This is a genomic window from Actinobacillus seminis, from assembly GCF_002263215.1.
Lineage (GTDB): Bacteria > Pseudomonadota > Gammaproteobacteria > Enterobacterales > Pasteurellaceae > Actinobacillus_B > Actinobacillus_B seminis.
The window spans coordinates 43383-65201 of the sequence record NZ_NLFK01000004.1 but is presented as its reverse complement, the minus strand read 5'-3'; the positions used below and the strand labels follow the sequence as shown (position 1 = coordinate 65201).

19 protein-coding genes are annotated in these 21819 nt (G+C 42.1%); 8 read left to right on the top strand and 11 right to left on the bottom strand.

Translation table 11 applies throughout. From position 1 onward, the window contains the following. Position 1: 1 nt before the first annotated feature. A complete protein-coding gene (locus tag CFY87_RS05035; protein WP_094946164.1) occupies positions 2–2059 on the top strand; it encodes a YadA-like family protein in 2058 nt (685 codons plus the stop codon). A gap of 495 nt (positions 2060–2554) precedes the next feature. Here the strand turns inward: CFY87_RS05035 and CFY87_RS05025 are convergent, their stop codons facing one another. From CFY87_RS05025 to aspA, 11 genes are all read right to left on the bottom strand, one after another. After that, positions 2555–3166: a metal-dependent hydrolase gene (locus tag CFY87_RS05025; protein WP_094946163.1), complete on the bottom strand. Its 612-nt coding sequence runs from the start codon at positions 3164–3166 to the stop codon at positions 2555–2557. Between the two features lie 140 nt (positions 3167–3306). Further along, positions 3307–4527, bottom strand: a complete 1221-nt coding sequence (locus CFY87_RS05020; RefSeq protein ID WP_094946162.1) for a BaiN/RdsA family NAD(P)/FAD-dependent oxidoreductase — start codon at positions 4525–4527, stop codon at positions 3307–3309. Between the two features lie 24 nt (positions 4528–4551). Further along, positions 4552–5394 carry a TPR domain-containing protein gene (locus tag CFY87_RS05015; protein ID WP_094946161.1) on the bottom strand — a complete coding sequence of 281 codons (843 nt, stop codon included), beginning with the start codon at positions 5392–5394 and terminating at the stop codon, positions 4552–4554. Next, a complete protein-coding gene (gene nrfF / locus CFY87_RS05010) occupies positions 5391–5852 on the bottom strand; it encodes a heme lyase NrfEFG subunit NrfF (protein ID WP_094946160.1) in 462 nt (153 codons plus the stop codon). Before nrfF ends, CFY87_RS05015 begins: the two co-directional genes overlap by 4 nt. After that, positions 5849–6379, bottom strand: a complete 531-nt coding sequence (locus CFY87_RS05005) for a DsbE family thiol:disulfide interchange protein (RefSeq protein WP_094946159.1) — start codon at positions 6377–6379, stop codon at positions 5849–5851. Before CFY87_RS05005 ends, nrfF begins: the two co-directional genes overlap by 4 nt. Continuing rightward, on the bottom strand, positions 6376–8280 hold the full coding sequence (gene nrfE / locus CFY87_RS05000) for a heme lyase NrfEFG subunit NrfE (protein ID WP_094946158.1): 1905 nt from the start codon (positions 8278–8280) through the stop codon (positions 6376–6378). Before nrfE ends, CFY87_RS05005 begins: the two co-directional genes overlap by 4 nt. 90 nt (positions 8281–8370) lie before the next feature. Beyond that, entirely contained in the window at positions 8371–9333 is a 963-nt protein-coding gene (gene nrfD / locus CFY87_RS04995) for a cytochrome c nitrite reductase subunit NrfD (RefSeq protein ID WP_094946157.1), read from the bottom strand. Then, a complete protein-coding gene (nrfC, locus tag CFY87_RS04990; RefSeq protein WP_094946156.1) occupies positions 9330–10013 on the bottom strand; it encodes a cytochrome c nitrite reductase Fe-S protein in 684 nt (227 codons plus the stop codon). The genes nrfD and nrfC overlap by 4 nt, the downstream gene beginning before the upstream one ends. A 2-nt stretch (positions 10014–10015) precedes the next feature. After that, complete coding sequence (gene nrfB, locus CFY87_RS04985; RefSeq protein ID WP_094946155.1) at positions 10016–10654, bottom strand: cytochrome c nitrite reductase pentaheme subunit; 639 nt, start codon at positions 10652–10654, stop codon at positions 10016–10018. A 69-nt stretch (positions 10655–10723) separates the two neighbouring features. Then, complete coding sequence (nrfA, locus tag CFY87_RS04980; RefSeq protein ID WP_419670248.1) at positions 10724–12130, bottom strand: ammonia-forming nitrite reductase cytochrome c552 subunit; 1407 nt, start codon at positions 12128–12130, stop codon at positions 10724–10726. A 476-nt stretch (positions 12131–12606) separates the two neighbouring features. Next, positions 12607–14025 carry an aspartate ammonia-lyase gene (aspA, locus tag CFY87_RS04975; RefSeq protein ID WP_094946153.1) on the bottom strand — a complete coding sequence of 473 codons (1419 nt, stop codon included), beginning with the start codon at positions 14023–14025 and terminating at the stop codon, positions 12607–12609. A 208-nt stretch (positions 14026–14233) separates the two neighbouring features. Here aspA and CFY87_RS04970 point away from each other — a divergent pair, with 208 nt between their 5' ends. The 7 genes from CFY87_RS04970 to CFY87_RS04940 all read left to right on the top strand — a co-directional run bounded on the left by CFY87_RS04970 (position 14234) and on the right by CFY87_RS04940 (position 21606). After that, positions 14234–14719: an FxsA family protein gene (locus CFY87_RS04970; protein WP_094946152.1), complete on the top strand. Its 486-nt coding sequence runs from the start codon at positions 14234–14236 to the stop codon at positions 14717–14719. An 86-nt stretch (positions 14720–14805) separates the two neighbouring features. After that, complete coding sequence (locus CFY87_RS04965) at positions 14806–15096, top strand: co-chaperone GroES (protein WP_094946151.1); 291 nt, start codon at positions 14806–14808, stop codon at positions 15094–15096. Positions 15097–15188: 92 nt separating this feature from the next. After that, positions 15189–16835, top strand: a complete 1647-nt coding sequence (gene groL / locus CFY87_RS04960; protein ID WP_094946150.1) for a chaperonin GroEL — start codon at positions 15189–15191, stop codon at positions 16833–16835. A gap of 205 nt (positions 16836–17040) precedes the next feature. Further along, on the top strand, positions 17041–19005 hold the full coding sequence (locus CFY87_RS04955; protein WP_094946149.1) for a TonB-dependent receptor plug domain-containing protein: 1965 nt from the start codon (positions 17041–17043) through the stop codon (positions 19003–19005). Between the two features lie 42 nt (positions 19006–19047). After that, positions 19048–19848, top strand: a complete 801-nt coding sequence (locus CFY87_RS04950; RefSeq protein ID WP_094946148.1) for a substrate-binding domain-containing protein — start codon at positions 19048–19050, stop codon at positions 19846–19848. 44 nt (positions 19849–19892) lie between these two features. Then, on the top strand, positions 19893–20870 hold the full coding sequence (locus CFY87_RS04945) for a FecCD family ABC transporter permease (protein WP_094946147.1): 978 nt from the start codon (positions 19893–19895) through the stop codon (positions 20868–20870). After that, complete coding sequence (locus CFY87_RS04940) at positions 20863–21606, top strand: ABC transporter ATP-binding protein (RefSeq protein ID WP_094946146.1); 744 nt, start codon at positions 20863–20865, stop codon at positions 21604–21606. The genes CFY87_RS04945 and CFY87_RS04940 overlap by 8 nt, the downstream gene beginning before the upstream one ends. The last annotated feature ends 213 nt before the right edge of the window (positions 21607–21819 follow it).

The following is a 21819-nucleotide window of genomic DNA, read 5'->3' as shown; positions in this document are numbered from 1 at the left end:
CGTGATTAAAGCCGAACCGACAGATCAAGCAATGAAGATCACCAACGTCAAAGAGGGAGATCTTAAAGCGGGGTCAACGGATGCCGTCAACGCAGGACAATTATTCACCGCCACAGGCATGAATCCGAATCCGGCATTATCGACTGAAGATGCCTTGAAAAAACAACAAGAAAGTGCAGAGAAATTAAGCGCTGCGAAGAAAAAATATGAAGAGCTCGTAAAACAAAAAACTAATAACAAGGAAGAACTCAACAAAGCAATTGAGGGTATTTTTGAAGCGGAGAAAAACGATACGCCGAAGTACGTGTTTGCCGACGGTAAAGATGGGCAATATGGTGGAAAAGGCAAAGATGGCAAAACAAACAACACCGGGGCAACAGGGTTGACAGCAAAAGACGGCTTAAACGGATTAAATCCGAACGACAAAGCTAATGCTATTCGCAACGGTGAAGCCGGCACCTTGGTCTACACCAATGAGAAAGGCGAGCGTTTAGTGAAAGGCAACGATGGTAAATACTATAAAGCCGGTGATGTAAGAAAAGATGGCTTGGTAAGACCGAATGCCGAAGCACAAACAGCCCAACTTTCCCTTGTCAATACAAACGGTGAATCCGCGGGCAATGCTATTGCGTTAAATAATTTGAAATCCGCTTTAGGGCTTGATGATAAAAAAGAGAATGCTGAGCAAGAAAAACAAGAAATTGAAAAACTTGAGAAAGAAATTGCAACAGCAAAAGCTGACGTGAAAACGAAACAACAAGAAGCGGAAAAACTGAAAGCCGAGCTGGAGAAAACGCAAACACCGAAAGGGATCAACGGTGGCGTGGACACCGCTAAAGCGGGGTTAAATTTCAAAGGCAATCAAGGGGAAATGATTCACAAAGCCCTGACTGAAACTCTTGAGATTGTCGGCTTTGGTCGCGAAAAAGATCAAAAAGTCTTCATTGGTACTGAAAATAACATTGATGTCGCTGGCAAAGACGGTAAGTTAGTTGTGACGCTAAATCAAGATTTGAAAGGCATGAACACTTTTGAAACCAAAGATGAAGATGGCAAAAAATCAATTTTAGATAAAAGCGGTTTACGTGTGGTGGATGGTAGCAATATTGGCATTCATAATGCGGATGGCGTGCATGTCGGTTCAAAAGGCAACGACGGTTATCTTGACCCTGACCAACCAAAAGCCAGCTTCACAAAAGATGGCGTTGAGATTGTCGGCAAAGATAAACAGACCGCTAAATATGGCGTGGACGATATTAAGCTTGATGATAAAAAAGGCAATAGTGTGACGATCGGTCGCGCCGGCACAACGCTCAAGGATGATAAAGGTCATACTGCCGGCTATAAAGTGGATGGTGCAACGTTGAAAGACAAACAAGGCAATGAAAGCATACAAAATGCAAATGGGCTGACCGTGAAAGACGATAAAGACCACACTGCCACTCATGCAGCCGCAAGTTCTACCTTGCATGATGGCAAAGGCAATACCGCTACGCACAGTGCAGTTGCAACAACCTTGAAAGATAACGAGGGCAACGCTACTACGCACACAGCAAAAGGGTCTACAGTCTCAAATAAAGAGGGTGATTCTGCTCAGTATGGGGCAAATAAAGTCACGATGAAAGATAAGAACAGTAAGGAAAATGTAGTGATTGATGCGGCAAAAGGCACAATGCAAATCGGCGATAAAATTACCCTTAATGGTAATAAAGGCCACCTCACTGTGCCGGATGTGACTCCACAAACTCCCGGTAATGCAGTTGTCAATAAGAATTATGTCGATATAAAAACAAACGATTTGCAAAATCAATTGAATGTGTCGAATAAGGAATTACGTGCCGGTGTCGCAGCCGCGATGGCGATGGGCAGTTTGTATAAACCGTCATTACCGGGTAAATCAACCTTGTCTGTTGGTGTAGGAACGTACAAAGGAGAAAATGCTGTAGCTGTAGGTTATTCTAAATTATCAGATAACGCTAAATTTGGGCTTAACGTTTCCTTTAGTAGCAACTCTGTTGGCGATAAAGGCGGAGCAGCAAGTATTGGTTATCAATGGTAAACAGGAATAAGAAATAAAAAAATTGCCCTAGCGGAATACGCCGGGGCAATTTTTTATTTGACTTTGCAAGAAGTAAAGTTATACATAACAATGTATCACTAAATAATACAATATGAGTGAGATATTAACCGAGAGTAAGGAGAGGCTGAATTTTGGCTTATCGAAAGATAAGGGCTTTGTCAGCCATATACAATATGAATATAAGATTACAAGTGAAGCAATGGGGCAATAGTAAAGCAATCCGTTTACCAAAGGATTTTACTAATGCTATGAATTTAAATATGGGGGACTTTTTAGAACCGGAAAAAATTAACGTTAGATGAACGCATTGTAGTGACCTCATCTAAAGAATTACCCGTCATTCCAGAATGGGATTTATTTACGCCAATAGGACGTGAAATTTAATGGATAAACACAATTTTAAAAGATTAGTAAAAATGCCCCAAATTGGGGTTAACGGGCGAACCGACCTGTCGCCCTCCGTCAGGGAATTTTTTACCATGAATTGATTAACATCTTTAAATAGTTTAACGCTTCTTTTAAAAATGAAATGGTATCAGCAAATAATTGGTTAATGATGTGTTGAATCGCCCCACTTGGATTTTGCAAAAAATAACGTAATTCTTGCTTATACATAAAATATAACGCACAAATGACCATTAACCCCGTTATCGTACAAATTAATCGTTCATGCTCGCCGCTTTTCCATAAATTAAGTGTTTTCTTCCGTCTTGTAGGAAAGAAAAGCGGAATACCGGAAGGATTAGGCAGATCAAAAATAAGATGCAAGAAAACCCCTAGAATAAATGAAATAACGTATATCCAATTTAATGAATAAGCAAAATAACCATAGAGAGAAAGAGAAAATGCGAACACCCAAAACAACGTCCAATGCGTATAAGTTCTATGTTTTATGATAGATTTTCTCATCATCTTTTTTTTATCAAACCATGAGATCTCTAAAAAATCAGGTGCATTAGCCCCTTTATATGCACAATAACTTATCATTATTGAAGAAAGTAAATTGAAATTTAAAAACTTATAACTAATACAACCTAATAAAATACCTAATTGAATCCCTGTAACATTATGTCCTAATTTCATCATCTATTTATTACTGCCTTATATTAGAACTACCTTATATTCGATCTCGCTGTATTTTTATCTTTAGTGCAAAAACCTCTTTTCTTCAACAGCACAAGTAAAATAGTGGATAAAAAGTGATTTAAAGCCCGTAATATAAGGCTTTAAAGCACTTTTTTATGTTTTGTGCAGATGGCTTGTGCGCAAGCATAGGCGGAACTCCAAGCCCATTGGAAATTGTACCCACCCAACCGACCGGTCACATCCAGCACTTCGCCGATAAAATACAATCCGCTAACTCGTTGTGCCTCCATGGTTTTAGAGGAAATCTCTTGCGTATCCACGCCCCCCATAGTCACCTCGGCGGTACGATATCCCTCGGTTCCGTTCGGCGTGATTTGCCAATGATGGATTTGCAGATCCAATGCCGCCAATTGGGCGTTGGAAAGCTGCGCTAAGATGTCATCCTGTAACAGCCCCCGTTCAATCCAAAGCTCCAACAAACGACTTGGTAAAATACGCGATAATGCGGTCTTTAGGCGTAATTTCGGCGAGGTTGTGCGCAAGTTTTGGATAAATTCCACCACATTCATATGTGGCAAACAATCCACTTCCAGCGATTCATTCAACTGCCAATAATTAGAAATTTGCAAGATTGCCGGTCCGGAAATACCGCGATGGGTGAATAATAAATTATTGCTAAAAATTTGACCGCACTTCGCTTTCACACTGACAGGCAAAGCGACGCCGGAAAGTGCGGTATAACATTTGTCTTTTTCGCGACAAGTAAAGGGGACTAATGAGGCGCGTGGCGCAATCACATTTAACCCGAATTGCCGTGCCACTTGGTAACCAAAAGGCGTTGCCCCCAAACCCGCCATAGACAAACCGCCGCTGGCAATCACTAGACTGTGGCAATGCCATTGCACACCGTTCGCTTTTAATGCAAAGCGCGCCGAGGCATTATCAGCGACCAATTCCACCCGTTCAATTTGCTGACGCAGTTGGATATTTACCTGATATTGCGCGCAACTGTCCGCTAACATGGCGACAATTTCTTCTGCGCCCTTGTCACAAAATAATTGCCCCGATTCTTTTTCATGGTAAGCAATGCCACGCTCTGCCACGCGGGCGATAAAATCCCATTGATTAAAACGTGCCAACGCGGATTTCACAAAATGGGGATTTTGCGATAAATAATGCTGCGGACCGACGTCTAAATTGGTGAAGTTACAAAAACCGCCGCCGGACATCAAAATTTTGCGTCCCACTTTTTTGCCATTATCCAAAATCGTCACTTGCATACCCGCTTTTGCCATTTCACCGGCACAAAACAAGCCTGCCGCGCCGGCGCCAATGATGATTACTTGCGAAAAATTGGTCATGATACAGAGTTCCTTGCCATGAAATTAAGGGGAAGTGGACGATTGTAACATTTTTATACTTTTCATGCGCTGAATAATCATGCGCCGATCCGCTTGCGAGTTTCCGCTGTCCAAGATGTTTTGCCACAAGCTCAAGGCTCGTGCATAATCCTGTTGCTTATACGCTTCTGCCGCCAATAAAGACAAGGCGGAGATTTCCTGCGGATCTTGCTGCAAGATAACGTCTATCAATTGGCTGACTTTCGGTGTGATGCGCTCGCCTGCTTGATAATACAGTGCACTTGCCGCCAACCCTAAAATATTGGCTTTCGATCCCTCCAATTTTTCCGCATTGGAAAAACTTATCAACGCGCTGTCCCATTCGTTCGCTTGCATATACGCCCGCCCCAATAACAACCACAACTTGGCATCATTCGGATCTTGACGCAATTGTTGTTGAATTTTTTCGATATATTCTTGATTATCGCCGCTTAAATTTGCCATCACTGCTTTTTGTTTTTGCTCCCAATATGCCTGTTTGCCCAGCAATACGTCGCTATAACGCGACAGCGCCACATACCAAATGAGCGGAATACCAATCAGCACGCTTGCCAAGGCAACTTTCGTGCCGAAACTGACCGCACTTTTATCTTGTGCAAAGGAAAAGTGCGGTTGATTTTCCAAGTATTTTTCATCTTGCAACAAACGTTGGCTTAATTCTGTCGCCAATTCGCGGCTCGGTTGCTGCGCCATTTGTTGCTGATAAAGTGCGATATTTTGTTGTTGGCGATAATTATGTTGCGGCTTAATTGAGCTTGCCATTGGCAACCATAACAAAAGCAAAATTAAAACAATAAAAATCACCACGCCAGCCAATAATAAATTCATTTCTTCTCTTCCTTCGTCGCCAGCAGGCTTGCCAATTGCTGCTGTTGTTGCATACTTAAGGGTAAAACGCAATGACGACTACGCCCTTGGCTGTATTGCCAAATGCCGATAGCAGCGGCGCCAAATAATAAGATCGGCAGCAACCACAACGCGGCGGTAGACCAATTAAAAGGCGGATTGTAGCGAACAAAATTGCCGAAACGATCGGTCATGTGGTGCATGATCTCATCGTTACTTTTTCCGTCATTGACCATGTTATACACTTCAAGGCGCAAATCATAGGCAATCGGCGAATTGGATTCCACCAAATTTTGATTTTGGCACTGCGGGCAACGCAAGGATTTAGCCAATTCCACCGCGCGCAGGCGATCGGCGTCATTGTGAAATGAAAAAGTATCCACCATCTCCGCTTGCGCGCTCAAGGCGAAAAAAATCAAGCTAAAAATAATCTTTTTCATGGGGTTAATTCTTTAATTTTAGGAAGAAATTCTTGTTGCCATACGGTGTCATTCAGCTCACCGACATAACGATATTGAATGACACCATGTTGATCCACTAAATAGCTTTCCGGCGCACCGTCCACGCCTAATTTCAGGGCTAATTCGCCTTTTCCGTCGTTGATCACCAAGCTAAACGGATTGCCGGTTTTGTTCAACATTTCCAGCGCATTTTGCACTTTATCACGATAATTCAGCCCAACAATGCTGACATTTTGTGCCGCCAATTGCATCAAAAACGGATGTTCCCGCTTGCAATATTCGCACCAACTTCCCCATACATTGATCAAAAATAGGGTTTTCGGCAAATCTTTGTTGCTCAAGGTGCGCGAAGAATCCAATAAATCCGATTGGTAAAATTCCGGTACCGGTTTGCCAATCAACGCCGAGGCGATTTGTTTCGGATCTTGGCGCAGACCGAATAATAACGCGATACAAACTAACATTATCCCGACTAAGGGTAAAAAAACTAAGCGTGATCTTTTCATGTGCTTTTCCGTTGTTTTAAGCCAAATGCCGCCAAAAGCGCGCCCAATGCCATCATAATACCGCCCAACCAAAGCCAGCGTACGAAAGGTTTGTAATGCAATCTAAAAGCAAACTCGCCGCCGCTTAATTTATCGCCCATCACGATATAAATATCGCCCAGCCAGCCCCAATGAATGCCCACTTCCGACATATTCATGGTACGCACGTCATAATAGCGACGTTCGGGATAAAGTGCGGTCACTTTTTGTTGATTCTTATAAATCTCAAAATGGGCTTTTTCGGCGGTATAATTAGCGCCAATTTCATGTTTAAAACCTAAATAGTGAAATTCATATCCGTTTAAGGTTTGGCTTTGATTTGGTGCTAAACGCACGCCGATTTCGCTGCCATAATAACTCGACATCACTGCGCCAATCACCGTCACCGCCACGCCGCAATGCGCAACGATCATGCCCAAATAACGTAAATTCATCTTATGCCGGCGAATGCACAACATGGTAAAAATCAACCAAAAGGAAAGAGCCGTAAACACAAACGCCATAGCATTAAAGGGTAAAATTGGGTTTTGTTGACGTTGTAAATCAATTAACGCATAGCTTAAACCCAAAGCGGGAAAAAGCAAGATTGTGCGTTTTAGCCATAAAGTGCGGTTGATTTTTTGCCATTTTGCTGAAAATACCCACCACATTGCCAATAATGCCAACGCCACCAGCGGCAGAAAAATACGATTAAAATAGGGTGCGCCGACGGAAATGGCTCCTCGACCGAGTAGGCTAAACAACATGGGATAAAAGGTTCCGATGAAGACGCTGACGGTAGCTACGGTAAATAAGACGTTGGCAAGTAACATCAGTGTTTCTTTAGAAATTAACGAAAAATGCACCGCGCTTGATTGAATATTGACCTTTAAGGCGAATACGGTTAACGCGCTGACCATAAGTAAGAAAAATAAGATCAACAGTGCAATGCCGCGTTCGCTATCCATGGCGAAAGCGTGGACGGAAGTTAATATGCCTGAACGCACGATAAAAGTACCGAGCAAGCTAAAGGCGAACGTGAACAAGGAAAATAAAATGGTCCAGTAATAATAAATGCCGCGCTGTTCGCTGACGGAAAGGCTGTGCAATAAAGCCAGTCCCAATAACCAAGGTAGCAAAGAGGCATTTTCCACCGGATCCCAAAACCACCAGCCACCCCAGCCTAATTCATAATATGCCCACCAAGATCCCAGCATGATGCCTAAGGTTAAAAAAAACCATGAGCCAAGTACCCAAAGACGCATCCAGCGCGCAACAGCGGCATCAAAATAACCGCTGAATAATGCTGCCACGGTTAAGGCAAAATTCACCGCAAATCCGACATAGCCCAAATACAAGAGCGGCGGGTGAAAAATTAAGCCGACATCTTGCAACATGGGGTTTAAATCCCGTCCTTCGGTGACAATAGGAAATTGTCGCTCAAAAGGATTGGAAAAAAACAGAATAAATAAGCAAAAACCGAAACAGATGGCGCCTAAAATCCCCAAGGTACGCGCCGCAATAACAGGGTCGATTTTAGGGCTAAAATACGCAAACGCCATCACCCAAATGCTCAAGGCAAATAGCCAAAACAACATGGAACCTTCATGTCCGCCCCAAGTTGCGGCGATTTTAAAAAAGATCGGCAATTGAGAATTGGAATGGTGCGCCACATACGCCACAGAGAAATCATCTACGGCAAAAGCATAGGCAAGGCAGATAATGGAAATCGTGGTAAACAGCCCAAATACATAGCTCAAATTCCACGTCAATCGCATCCATCCCTGCCGGCGTCGATAAATCGCCCAATGCGGAATCAGCGCTAATATGCCACTGCTGACAAAAGCAAAAATAAGGGCTATAAAACCAAGCTCAGGGATCATTGCCATTCCTTTTCTGTAGATAAAAATAAGGCAGGCGTATCATTGCGCCCGCCTGTTTATTTTAACATAAAATTGTTGCTCACATTGCAATTAGGCAAGGGTCATTTGTCCGGCATACAGTACGAAATAACGCAAGCAGAATACCCCGATTAAAGTTAATGCGGCAATCAGTAACATGAAGCCTTTTTTGTGTTTTAGCTGCTCGTTGGCAAAGGCATTGAGTAATAAGGGTAACACAATACCGATACCGACGACGCCAATCCAGAATACACTTGCCCAGAAGCCGCCTAAAAGTGCGGTCTCAAAGGCAATCGTTTTTTGTCCGCCGCCAAGGTATAAACCGAAGAAAAAGGCAAACAACAAGAAGGCTTCCGCCAATACCACCGGAAACTCAAATTTATGCAAAAATGCCATAGATGTTGAGCGGGTGCATTCTTTGGTAAACAACAAGGCACAAACAATCAACGCCGCAATACCGGAAGAAGTTCCGGATGCCAAGAACAAAATCGGCAACACTGGATTATTCAACATTGGATAGCTGACTAAGGCGGATAATAGGAAGCCGGTATAAGCGCCTAAGGCAATGCTACAAAGCAAGGTGACAATTTCGATTAAATTCATAAACTTTGCGGCAATATCGATACCTTTTGCCGCGAAATTTTCCAATTTCGGTACAAAACGTTTCACATAGTTTAATACGACGGTTCTAAAAATAATCGCCAACCACAGGCTCAAAAAGACCATGTACGCTTGGAACAACATCACCCCGACAGACATAATAGAAGTATGACTGTAATTAAACATCAAAAACCAAAACGTCCAAGGGCGCGCCAAGTGGAAAATCAACAATAACAAACCAATCATAATGCTAATTGGCGCCAACCACGCATTACAACGTAAGAAATTGTTTTGTGACAGCTCTTCTCCGGCTAAACCGCTGCGTTTTAAGATCACTGACAACATTGTTGCGCCGGCGGAAATCCCTAATAAAAAGAGATAGATCGCAATGGTATGATCCCAAACCAAAGAAGGAAAGTGAAATGGGCTGTTCATCGTCTAATCTCCCCCGGTTTGGTTGCAGGAACATGGTATAAATTCGGATCCGTACCCAATTCCACTTTAGTGCGATAGGTTTGTACTTGTTTTAATTTCAAGGAAATCGCACTTTGCGGATCGTTAATATCGCCAAAGGTTAAGGCGTGTGTCGGGCAGGATTCAACACAAGCCGGTTGTTTACCTTTTGCCAAGTGAGTATCACGGCAAAAATTACACTTATCGGCAGTTTTATGGATAGGGTGAATAAAACGCACACGATAAGGGCATACCGCAATACAATATTGACATCCGACACAAAGATCTTTATTCACATCCACAATTCCCGTGGATGTATCAATATAAGACGCTCCGGTTGGACAGACACTAACACAAGGTGCATTCGTACAATGTTGACAAGAATGGCGGAAAAATTCGTACCGTGCATTCGGAAATTCGCCATAGGGTTGACTACGAATAATCTCTAAACGAGAAACGCCTTCCGGTACTTGATTGATTTCACGACAAGCCTCCATACAAGCGGTACAACCGATACAAGTGCTTTCATCATGCAGCATGGCATAACGAATCGTTTTTTTCTCCGCCGCCGCACGTTGCGCGACGACATTAGCTGAGGTTCCGGTCATCAGGATCAACACCCCCATGCCCGAAACAAAATTTCGGCGTGTACAAGCTGTCATAGTTAATCCTTTTGTTTTAATGCCGGTGTGGCAGCCAATCCGGACTCTAAACGTTTTTGTTGCTCACCGTGACAATCTACGCAAAGTTTTACTTGCTCTTTCGGTTCAATCCCTTTCATTGCATCACTTTCCGGATGCAGGGTATGGCAACTTGCGCACGGTAATTTCATCGCGTGTACATCATGCGCCCAGAGTTTTTCCTGCAATTTTTTCGGTTGGTGACAAGCAAAACAAACTTGGTTTTGTTCTTCTACCGTGAACATTGGTTTTTTATCGCCAAAAATATCGCTTTGGAAGCGCATCACATCCTTCATGCCGCGACGGTGATCTTCCGAGATATTGCCATGACAACTGACGCAAGTAATGCCTTTCCCGTTATTCGGATTTTTTTCCTGTAAATGTCGACCGTGGAATTTACCAAAATGAAATTCGCCGCCAGATTGCTCGCCATTGCTGTCAAATTTATGGCAGCCGGCACAATACCGATTCGGATCCCGCCGGTTTTCTAAGGTCGGCTCATAAGTGAGCGGTGACAAACTTTCTGTTGCGGCGGCTTTTTCATTTGCCAAACTCGGCAGTGACAACATAAGCAGCCCTACCAGTGCGGTCAATTTTGCTGTTGTTTTTAGTACCACATTCATTTTTCTTCCCTCAAATTTGTTGCTCAAATCAACCGCACTTTATCCATTAAAAGTGCGGTCATTTTTTCTCTATTTTGCCGGAGCATCCAAAATTAAGCCTTTTTCTTTTGCTTCTTTTTCCCATTGAGGCACAATTTCTTTGAGGAATTTTTGTTTATCCGCACGTTCTTTTTCAATATCCACGCCAATCACTTTCCATGCTTTTTCTGCGCTGGAGATATCCGGGTACTGAAGTGGCGTTTTCACACCATGTTTGGTTAAAATCACTGCCAATTTCGCACGTGCATCTGCTGCGCGATCCAAACCGCCGGCAATCACTTTTAAGATCACATCCGGCGCATGGATATGACCGCCGTGACCGGCAGCAGAATAATCCCAACGCCATTGCGCATGACGGATGGATTTTAATGCGTCTTTCATTTCTTCTTCAGTAGCACCTGCATCCCACGCGGCTTTGGCTTCAAAGTGCGCTTTCACCACCTGATCTTCAAGTTGGGTCATCACTTCTTTGATGTCATGTTTATGGGATTCTACAATACCTTGTAATTTTTCTTGACTTTGATCATGACAATTTGCACAAGTGCTTTCAAAGGCATCAAACGGATTGCCAATTTTGTGATCGGTGTAAACTTTACCATCAGCACCTTGCACTTTCGGCATATGGCAATCGATACAAGTTACCCCATTTTTACCATGTACACCCAACATCCAAGTTTCATAGTCCGGGTGTTGTGCTTTTAACATTGGCGCTTTAGAAAGGGCGTGTACCCAGTCTTTAAATTCGATATCGTCGTAGTATTTTTCCATATCCTTCACATCAACTCCGTTATACCATGGAAATACTACGTTGTTAGTGACGTTTTTATCGAAATAGTATTCGACGTGACAGTTGGCACAAATCGCCGCCCGTTGGTCGGTTTTATCCAAGGTGCTGAATTTTTTACCCAAGGCTTCCAAGGCGCGCAAACTGTTTGGACGCGCAATGCGCAACGCCGGTTTCCCTTCTGCAAACTCTTTAGAGGTCGTATCGTGACAGTCGGCACAACCGATTGGGTTTACAATTTCAGAACCGCCTTTCGCCCATTTACCATCAAAATAGCCTTGCTCACCCCATTCTGCCATCAAACGCGGCACATCCGGACCTTTACAAGTCCAACATGCCATTGGTTGCGGACCGGAAGTTTCATCCATCGGCGCCCCAGTACGCAAAATATTGCGCACATCAGTAATCGCATAAAAGTGACCGCGCGGTTTGTTATACTCTTTTGAGAAAGCATAACCTGCCCATAAGACGATAAGGCGAGGATTAACCTCAATTGCCGGCACAATTTCTGTAGATTTTGATGTGGCTTTCCAGCTGTTATATTGGCTTGCGTACCGCTTTGCAAATTTTTCATTTACCGATTCAATCTTGATATCGGTAGGTTTAGCCAGCTGTTCTAGGGCGGGGGCTTTTTCGATCCCTTCCAATTTTATTTCACCATTCTCTGCCAAGGCATTATGCGAAAATGCCGCGATAGCACCGACCACACAAAGAGAAAATAGCGTTTTTTTCAAAATGTTCACAATAATCACTCCAAATTAAGAAATTAACATGCTTAATTATCTTGTTGTGCTACATAAAGGTATTTTATTTATTCCCACAACAAACATAGATGAATTTCATGTTAACAATAGCAGAGGAAAAAGAGTTTTTCTTAATAATTTGATAATTTATTGCTCCCGATCAATATGTTGCTTGAATTATCTTAATAATTATTATTTTACTATACAAAAATAACTCTAAAGAGGTAATTAAATTCTAAACTTTTCAAAAAGTTAAATGATGATAGGAAAATTTACATCGTATACTGAAAATACCTATAAAGTAGTATTATTAAATAAGAGTGCTACATTTTCAGGCATAAAAAGAGCCGCAAATTTCGGCTCTTGGATAATAGGGTAAAATTTAATTATTTTTTCAATTTTGCTTTATAAGTCGGATTCATTAGATTTTCAGCAGAAAGAATATCGTCTAATTCCGCTTCTGTGAGCAATCCTTTCTCTAACACTACTTCACGTACACTGCGCCCTGTGGTTGCACAAATTTTACCCACAATGTCGCCGTTGTGATGACCAATAAATGGATTAAGGTACGTCACAATACCGATAGAGTTAAACACATAGTTTTCACAAATTTCTTTGTTAACAGTGATACCGTCGATACATTTATCGCGTAAGTTCACGCAAGCATTAGTCAAAATATCAATACTTTCAAACATTGCTTGACCAATCACCGGCTCCATGACGTTCAATTGCAATTGGCCAGCTTCGGAAGCAAACGTAATAGTAGTATCATTACCAATAATTTTAAAACAAACTTGGTTTACCACTTCCGGCACGACCGGGTTGACTTTCGCCGGCATAATGGATGAACCTGCTTGTAATTCCGGCAAGTTAATTTCATTCAACCCCGCACGCGGACCGGAAGAAAGTAAACGTAAATCATTACACACTTTAGACAATTTTACCGCAGTTCGTTTTAACGCACCATGCATCATCACATAAGCACCGCAATCGGATGTTGCTTCAATTAAATTTTCCGCATTCACACAAGGTAATCCGGATATCTCAGCCAAATGTTTTACGACTAACTCGGTATAACCTTTCGGTGTATTTAAACCGGTACCGATCGCAGTTGCCCCTAAATTTACTTCAAGCAATAATTCTGCGGTGCGAGTCAAATTGCGTACTTCTTCATCTAACAACACAGAGAAAGCTTTAAATTCTTGCCCAACGGTCATTGGTACCGCATCTTGCAATTGGGTTCGTCCCATTTTTAACACATGGGCAAATTCTTTCGCTTTATTTTCAAATCCTTGTTGTAAATAAAGTACCTTGGTCACCAATTTCATAATACTGTTATACACCGCAATCCGAAAACCGGTTGGATAAGCATCATTCGTAGATTGGCTGGCGTTAACATGATCCATCGGATCTAAATATTGATATTCACCTTTTTTATGTCCTAAAATTTCTAACGCTAAGTTTGCCACCACTTCGTTGGTGTTCATATTAACAGAGGTTCCCGCACCGCCTTGATACACATCAGATGGGAATTGATCCATACATTTACCATCCACCAAAATCGCATCACAGGCTTTAACGATCGCATTAGCAATATCTTCCGGAATAGCGCCTAATTCCCCATTGGCAAGGGCGGTCGCCTTTTTCACCATCACCATACCGCGTACAAATTCGGGAACGTCTGAAATAGTGACATTAGAAATATTAAAATTTTCCACCGCTCTTAATGTGTGAATTCCCCAATAAGCCTCCGCCGGCACTTCGCGTTCGCCCAGTAAATCCACTTCTTTTCTTGTTGTCATCATATATCTCCTTTCACTAGATGGATAAATTTGCAGTAGGTGACATTATAGGCAAGTGACTGAGCAAAAAACGTGATCCCGATCATATTTTCAAGGTCGCTCACCGACTTTAATTTTATGCTATTCATTAGTTTTTTTAGGGCTAACTCTCTTGAAATTTAGAAATAATCCCCCATAACGAACAACAGTCTTATTGAAATAGGAATAACTCATGCCGCTACTAATTTTGTGCTTGATCGCCTTTACTTTTATTTATGCCGAACTGTCCATTATCGTATGGTTCGGATCCACATTGGGCATCATCAACGTGATTTTATTGCTGGTTTTATCCTCCTTTTTCGGCTTATTTTTAATTCGTACCCGTGGCTGGTACACCTTGTTTAACGTGCGTCAACAATTAGCACAAGGCGAATTACCAACCGTCTCCTTGCTGAAATCCGGTTGCCGGATCTTCGCCGGCATTTTATTTTTTATCCCCGGATTTCTTACCGACATTTTAGCGTTGTTATTATTAAGCCCTGTCGGTAGCGGATTGGTACAGCGTTTTATCAGCAAAAAAACGGGAGCATTTCGTTCCAAATTCTTCTTTAAAACTCACCGCACTTATTACTCCAACTACACCGGACAATCTCAAAACAGCGAGATATTTGAAGCGGAATTTGAACGCCGAGTTGATGAAGATAAAAGAGTTAAATAATTTTACTTTTTTCCCTTGAAAGGCAAAAAATATCCCCCATATAGATTTTGCTTTTCGCTAATTTTAACTTTAAGAAGGAAATTAAAATGAATATTCGTCCATTACATGATCGTGTGATTATTAAACGTGAAGAAGTTGAAACCAAATCCGCCGGCGGTATCGTTTTAACCGGTTCGGCAGCTACAAAATCCACTCGCGCCAAAGTATTAGCAGTCGGTAAAGGCCGCATTTTAGACAATGGAAGCATACAACCATTGGATGTTAAAGTGGGCGATACGGTCATTTTCAACGAAAGTTACGGTGTAAAATCAGAGAAAATTGACGGTGAAGAAGTCTTGATCATCTCTGAAAACGATATTTTAGCAATCGTAGAATAATCATAGGCACACAACCTGTGTCTATCAATCTCATATAAATTTAATCACGGACGCCATAGTGTGTCCCTACAGAAATAGAGGAATAAATCAAAATGGCAGCAAAAGACGTAAAATTCGGCAATGATGCTCGCGTAAAAATGTTAGCGGGTGTGAATGTATTAGCAGATGCAGTAAAAGTGACTTTAGGTCCTAAAGGTCGCAACGTTATTTTAGACAAAGCTTTCGGCGCACCAACCATTACCAAAGACGGTGTATCTGTAGCTCGTGAAATTGAATTGGAAGATAAATTTGAAAACATGGGCGCCCAAATGGTGAAAGAAGTCGCTTCTAAAGCTAATGACGCTGCAGGTGACGGTACAACAACCGCAACTGTACTTGCGCAGGCTATCGTCAACGAAGGCTTAAAAGCTGTTGCCGCGGGCATGAACCCAATGGATTTAAAACGCGGTATCGACAAAGCAGTTGCCGCTGTTGTCACTGAATTAAAAGCCCTGTCAAAACCTTGCGAAACCTCAAAAGAAATCGAGCAAGTAGGTACCATTTCAGCAAACTCTGACAACGTCGTGGGTCAATTAATTGCGCAAGCAATGGAAAAAGTGGGCAAAGAAGGGGTTATCACTGTTGAAGACGGTACCGGCCTTGAAGACGAATTGGACGTAGTTGAAGGGATGCAATTCGACCGCGGTTACTTATCCCCATACTTCATCAACAAACCGGAAACCGCAACCGTTGAATTAGACAATCCGTTCATTTTATTAGTGGACAAAAAAATCTCTAATATCCGCGAATTATTACCGGTATTAGAAGGCGTTGCAAAAGCAGGTAAACCACTTCTAATCATTGCGGAAGACGTAGAGGGCGAAGCCTTAGCAACCTTAGTGGTGAACACCATGCGCGGCATCGTAAAAGTTGCAGCAGTGAAAGCTCCGGGCTTTGGCGATCGTCGTAAAGCAATGTTACAAGATATCGCGATTTTAACTGCCGGTACCGTGATCTCTGAAGAAATTGGTATGGAACTTGAAAAAGCCACCTTAGAAGATCTTGGTCAAGCAAAACGCGTTGTGATCAACAAAGATAATACAACCATTATTGACGGCATCGGCGAAGAAGCACAAATTAAAGGTCGTGTGGCTCAAATTCGTCAACAAATTGAAGAAAGCACGTCCGATTATGACCGTGAAAAACTGCAAGAACGCGTAGCGAAACTTGCTGGCGGTGTGGCTGTAATCAAAGTGGGTGCCGCGACTGAAGTGGAAATGAAAGAGAAAAAAGACCGCGTTGAAGATGCATTACACGCTACTCGCGCTGCGGTGGAAGAAGGGGTTGTTGCCGGCGGTGGCGTTGCTTTAATTCGTGCTGCAACTAAAGTGGCTGCAAGCATCAAAGGCGATAACGAAGAACAGAACGTGGGTATCAAACTTGCTCTACGTGCAATGGAAGCACCATTACGCCAGATCGTGGCAAATGCAGGTGAAGAAGCGTCGGTGGTTGCAAGTACGGTGAAAAATGGCGAAGGAAACTTCGGTTACAACGCCGGTACCGAACAATATGGCGACATGATCGAAATGGGTATTTTGGATCCAACTAAAGTAACCCGTTCAGCACTTCAATTCGCTGCATCAATTGCCGGATTGATGATTACCACTGAAGCTATGGTCACTGAATTACCAAAAGAAGATAAAGCAGACCTCGGTGCAGCCGGAATGGGCGGCATGGGAGGTATGGGCGGCATGATGTAATTTCGCCTAACTGCTCAAAGCGCTTAAAAGTGCGGTGGATTTTTAAAATATTTTAAAAAGTCACCGCATTTTTTATGAATTTTATTCATGTAAAATAAAATTTTTTTTCACGCCCTTATTTGTTGTTCAATTCGTAACTGGCTTTGTGCACTTAGATTTTTGTGTATAATATCGACCGTACTTTTCATCTAGGAACACAGCAAATATGAAAAAAAATCTTATTACCACCACAATTCTTCTTACCACAACTCCATTTATCCTCGCGCAAACCGATTCTACGACGGAAAATCTATCCACGATTAATGTCTATTCCGCTTATGCAACGCCGGTAAATCAGGATAAAACCGCTTCTTCCGTGACGGTGTTAACGGAAAAAGAGTTTGCCGCTCGTAATGCCTCTTATGTAAGTGATGTACTGAAAACCGTACCGGGTGTAGCAATAGGGGCAAATGGTGGACGAGGTTCGCTAACCAGTTTATTTCTACGTGGCGCTGATTCCAATCATACCACCGTCATTATTGATGGCGTGAGAGCAAATCCAATTAATGGGGATGGCTTTGATTTTGGTGGACTGAGTTTAAGTCATATTGATCGAATTGAAATATTGCGTGGCGAACAATCCGCACTTTGGGGAAGTAATGCATTAGGCGGTGTCATTTACATTACGACAAAAAGCGGGCTTTATAAAGATAAGCCATTTAATGTCGATTTTGACCTAGGTACAGGCTCCCATGGTACTTATGATGGTTCTATGACACTTTCAGGTTATCACAACGGATTTTATTATTCTCTCCATGGAGATAGCCACCGTACTCGTGGAATTTCCGCATTTAGTGAAGATCAATTTCGCTATATGTCATCAGATGGGAAAAAAGAGATTGTTACAGGCAGCGCAACTGAACGAGATAAATTCCATAGTGATAATATTTCAGCCCGTTTTGGCTACGCTGATGAACAAAAAGGGCTTGAGTTATTAGCTTCACACACCAGCAAAACTGGACATTTTGATGATACCGCAAATGGTCGGGCAGAAACCGCTTATGACGATTATACCCGAACTCGTAACGGGTTATTTAAATTGACCGGCTATCTCGGCAATACAAAACAACGCTTTAAACAGCAATTCAGTTTAAGCCGTTTAAAGACAGATATTGATACTTTCGCTTATAGCTTAAACTATAATACCTCTCAATTTGAGAATATGAAACGCGCCAATGATGCAAAACGCCTTAGTGCAAATTATCAATTAGATATTAATTTTGATCGTGAAGGCTCGCTCACTCAAGCAATCAGTCTCTTAGCGAATTATGAGAAATCAAACTATGATGCCAATAATTATATTGATGAGAAAAAACTCATTGAGAAAAGTGCTGCATTGGAATACCGTTTATTTAGCGAAAATGATCATAGTTTATCCATTGGTGGGCGTTACATTGATAATTCGCAATATGAAAATGCGTGGACAGGTCGAATTGCGGGCGCTTATCGTTTATCTCAAAATTTCCGTACTCACGCAAGTTTTGGTAAAGCAATTCAAAATCCAACGTTTATTGAATATTTTGGCTATTTTGGGAATTTTATCGGAAACCCAAATTTGAAACCGGAAAAAAGTATTGGTGGCGATCTTGGTTTATTCATTGAATCCACAGATAAAAAACACAGCCTGGATATTACTTATTTTGCACGGAATGTCGAAAATTTCATTTCAACAAATGCCGCTTGGACACAAGCCATTAATCTTGATGGGAAAACCAAAATTAAAGGCGTGGAAATGGCTTATAACGGTCAATTAACCAATAATCTCACCGCTTATGCCAATTATACTTACACAAATAGTCGCGATAGCCAAAACCAAGATTTGCTACGTCGCCCAAAACATATGGCGAATGCCGGTCTCGCTTACCAAGTAACCGAAAAACTGGGATCCGATATCAATATTTCCCATGTTGGCAAACGCACCGATACTTATTACGACGAAGCAACTCGGACATCATATCGCGCGAAAATGCCATCCTATACCTTAGTCAATTTAGGGGCAAATTATCAAGTGACGAAAAACCTCAATGTTTATGTCAACTTAAATAATCTCTTTGATAAAAAATACGAAAATGTCCTTGGCTATGGGCAAGACGGTCGTAATATTTACGTCGGCTTAAAAGGCAGCTTCTAACCTGGAAAAACGGTGGGCATTTGCTCACCGTTTAATTTTAAGATGAAAAAAACTTTCCCTTTTTTGACCGCACTTTGGCTTTTTTCTGCAACAGTTGAGGCGAACACGGAACAATTTGTTTCACTGACCTTGTGCAGCGATCGCTTGCTGATAGAAATCGCACGCCCAGAGCAAATTGCCGCCATGTCGCCTTACTCAACAAATCCCTTGATGATGTTGGATAAAATTAATCAAGATAAACCGACGCTTGAACCGCGATTAAGCCAATTATTGCCCTATTTGGACAAAACGATTCTGATTAACGAGCGCTTTTATCCGCAATTGGTTACCGCGTTAACGCAACTTAAGGTGAAAATACTGCCGATTAACGATAGCCCCCAAACCGCAGAACAGCTGTTTAAGCTGATTTTGCAGCTGGGGCAGCTCACCGATAACCGTGACAAAGCCGAGCAATTGGTTGCGCAGTTGAAATCGAAAAATTTCCAATTAAATCAAATGGTAAACGACACCTTAATTTTAGCGGATACCGGCGTTGTGGAAAGTAATTTGCCAAATTATCAAACCCTTTTGCAACTTTTAGGCTTAACCCCGTTAAAAACATCCCTGACCGCGCAAAATTTTTCCTTAGAAAAAATCTTATTAAGCCAACCCAATCGGTTAATTTCCTTAACCGATAAACAAGGCTACAGCCAACAAGCAGAGTTATTCCATCATCCTTTGCTAAAAAATTTATTTAAAAATCAAAAAACTGCAACTATTCCTTTAAAATATACCTACTGTTTTGATCATGGTATCTGGCAAGCTGCCGCAAAGATTTATCAGCAACTCAATCAAGATAAGTAGTACACTATAGGGCAGCTTTTAGATAATAAAAATTAGAATATCAAATGAAAATAATGCCATTTAACACCGCACTTTTACTCCTTTTACTGGCAACCATAGGCCTAGCCAGCTGGTACGATCTGCATCAATTTTCTGCCTTAAAAAATGCCGAGGGCGTGCTAACCGATATGCGCCCGCTGGTATTGTGGGATATTCGTCTGCCGCGCATTTTGTTGGCAGTATTCACCGGAGCCAGTTTAGCGATAGCCGGCAATGCCATGCAAGGAGTTTTCCAAAATCCGCTGGCAAGCCCGGGCTTGCTAGGCAGCGCGAATGGCGCAACAACCGCCAGCGTATTTATGCTGTATTATTTTTCCGTACCGTTTTCATTACTCTTAATCGCCGGCGTCTTAGGCGCGTTATTCAGCTTTCTGCCGGTTTACTGGATAGCGAGAAATCGAGGTACCACCATGATGATTTTAAGTGGCATTGCAATCAATATGCTGTTGGGTTCGGCGATTGCCTTATTACTCTCTAACGCCGAAAGTCCTTGGGCGCTAGCGGAGCTTTATCGCTGGTTACAAGGCTCACTTGCTTGGGCAAAATTAGATACCCTATTCATTTCCGTCCCCATTGCTTCAGTCGGTTTATTTTGCCTTTATCAACAACGACACTATCTTGATGTATTAACCTTTGGCGAAGAAACTGCCGCCACCATGGGCATGAACCTCAAACACAGTTTTTTCATCACTACTTTCGGGGTCGCCTTATTGGTTGGCACTACCATTCCGCAAACCGGCACCATCGGATTTATCGGTTTAATCGCCCCGCACGTAGCGCGCATTATCTTGAAAAAACGCCCATCACAACTATATTTAACCGGCGCCCTGATTGGCGCGCTGTTGCTTTTGATAGCAGATCTATGCATTTTGTATCTGCCTTTTTTTTCCCATATTTATATCGGCACACTCACCTCCATTATCGGCGCGCCATTTTTAATTTGGATTTTACTCACGCAACAACGGAGAATGGCAAATGATTAAATTGGAAAACGTCACCCTCGCCTACGGTTTGTCCCACCTCAATTGCCAAATCCCAAAAGGCAAATTAATCGGTATTATGGGCGCTAACGGAGCGGGAAAATCTACCTTACTGAAAAGTATCGCTGGCATTTTGTCGCTGAACGAAGGGAGAATTTGGCTGGCGGATAAGCTCTTATCTCAAATGAGTGCCAAACAACGCAGTGAACAACTGGCTTATCTTGCACAAAATATACCGATTTACTGGGATTTATCCGTTTATGATGTCATTGCCTTAGGCTTACCTTACCCACTAAAAACAGTAGAAGAACAACAAAAAGTGCAGTCAATTTCTACGCAATTTTCGATTACTCATTTACTAAAAAAGCCTTTTCAACAGCTCTCCGGTGGTGAAAAAGCCCGCGTACAATTGGCACGTTGCTGTATCAAAAACACACCGTTGTTACTGGCAGATGAACCTATCGCGCCGCTTGATCCTTACTATCAAATTGACATCATGGAACAACTTAAATCCCTCACGCCGAAACAAACCTGTATTGTCGCCATCCACCACCTTTCCCTTGCTTACCGTTTTTGTGATGAAATTATCCTGTTAGAAAAAGGGACAATCATCGCCCATGGCGCAACGGAATACGTATTAACACCAGAAAATTTAATGCGTGCGTTTTCCATTCAAGCAGAAATTGATCGGGAAAAAAGGGAAATTTATCAGATTAAAAAAGCGCATTTTTCTCAATAAAATGCGCTGTAGTTAATATGATTACTACCGCAACGCAACTAATAAATGTGGAATTACCGCTTGTACAACATGGAAAAAGCTTGGTTTATTTTAACCGTGCGTTTCACTCCGTATAATTTGGCGCCATTATCAACATATAAAAAAACCTTAAAACCACGAAGATTTTAAGGTTTTTTATTTCTCTTTGTTAACATGAGCAAAAGTGCGGTCATT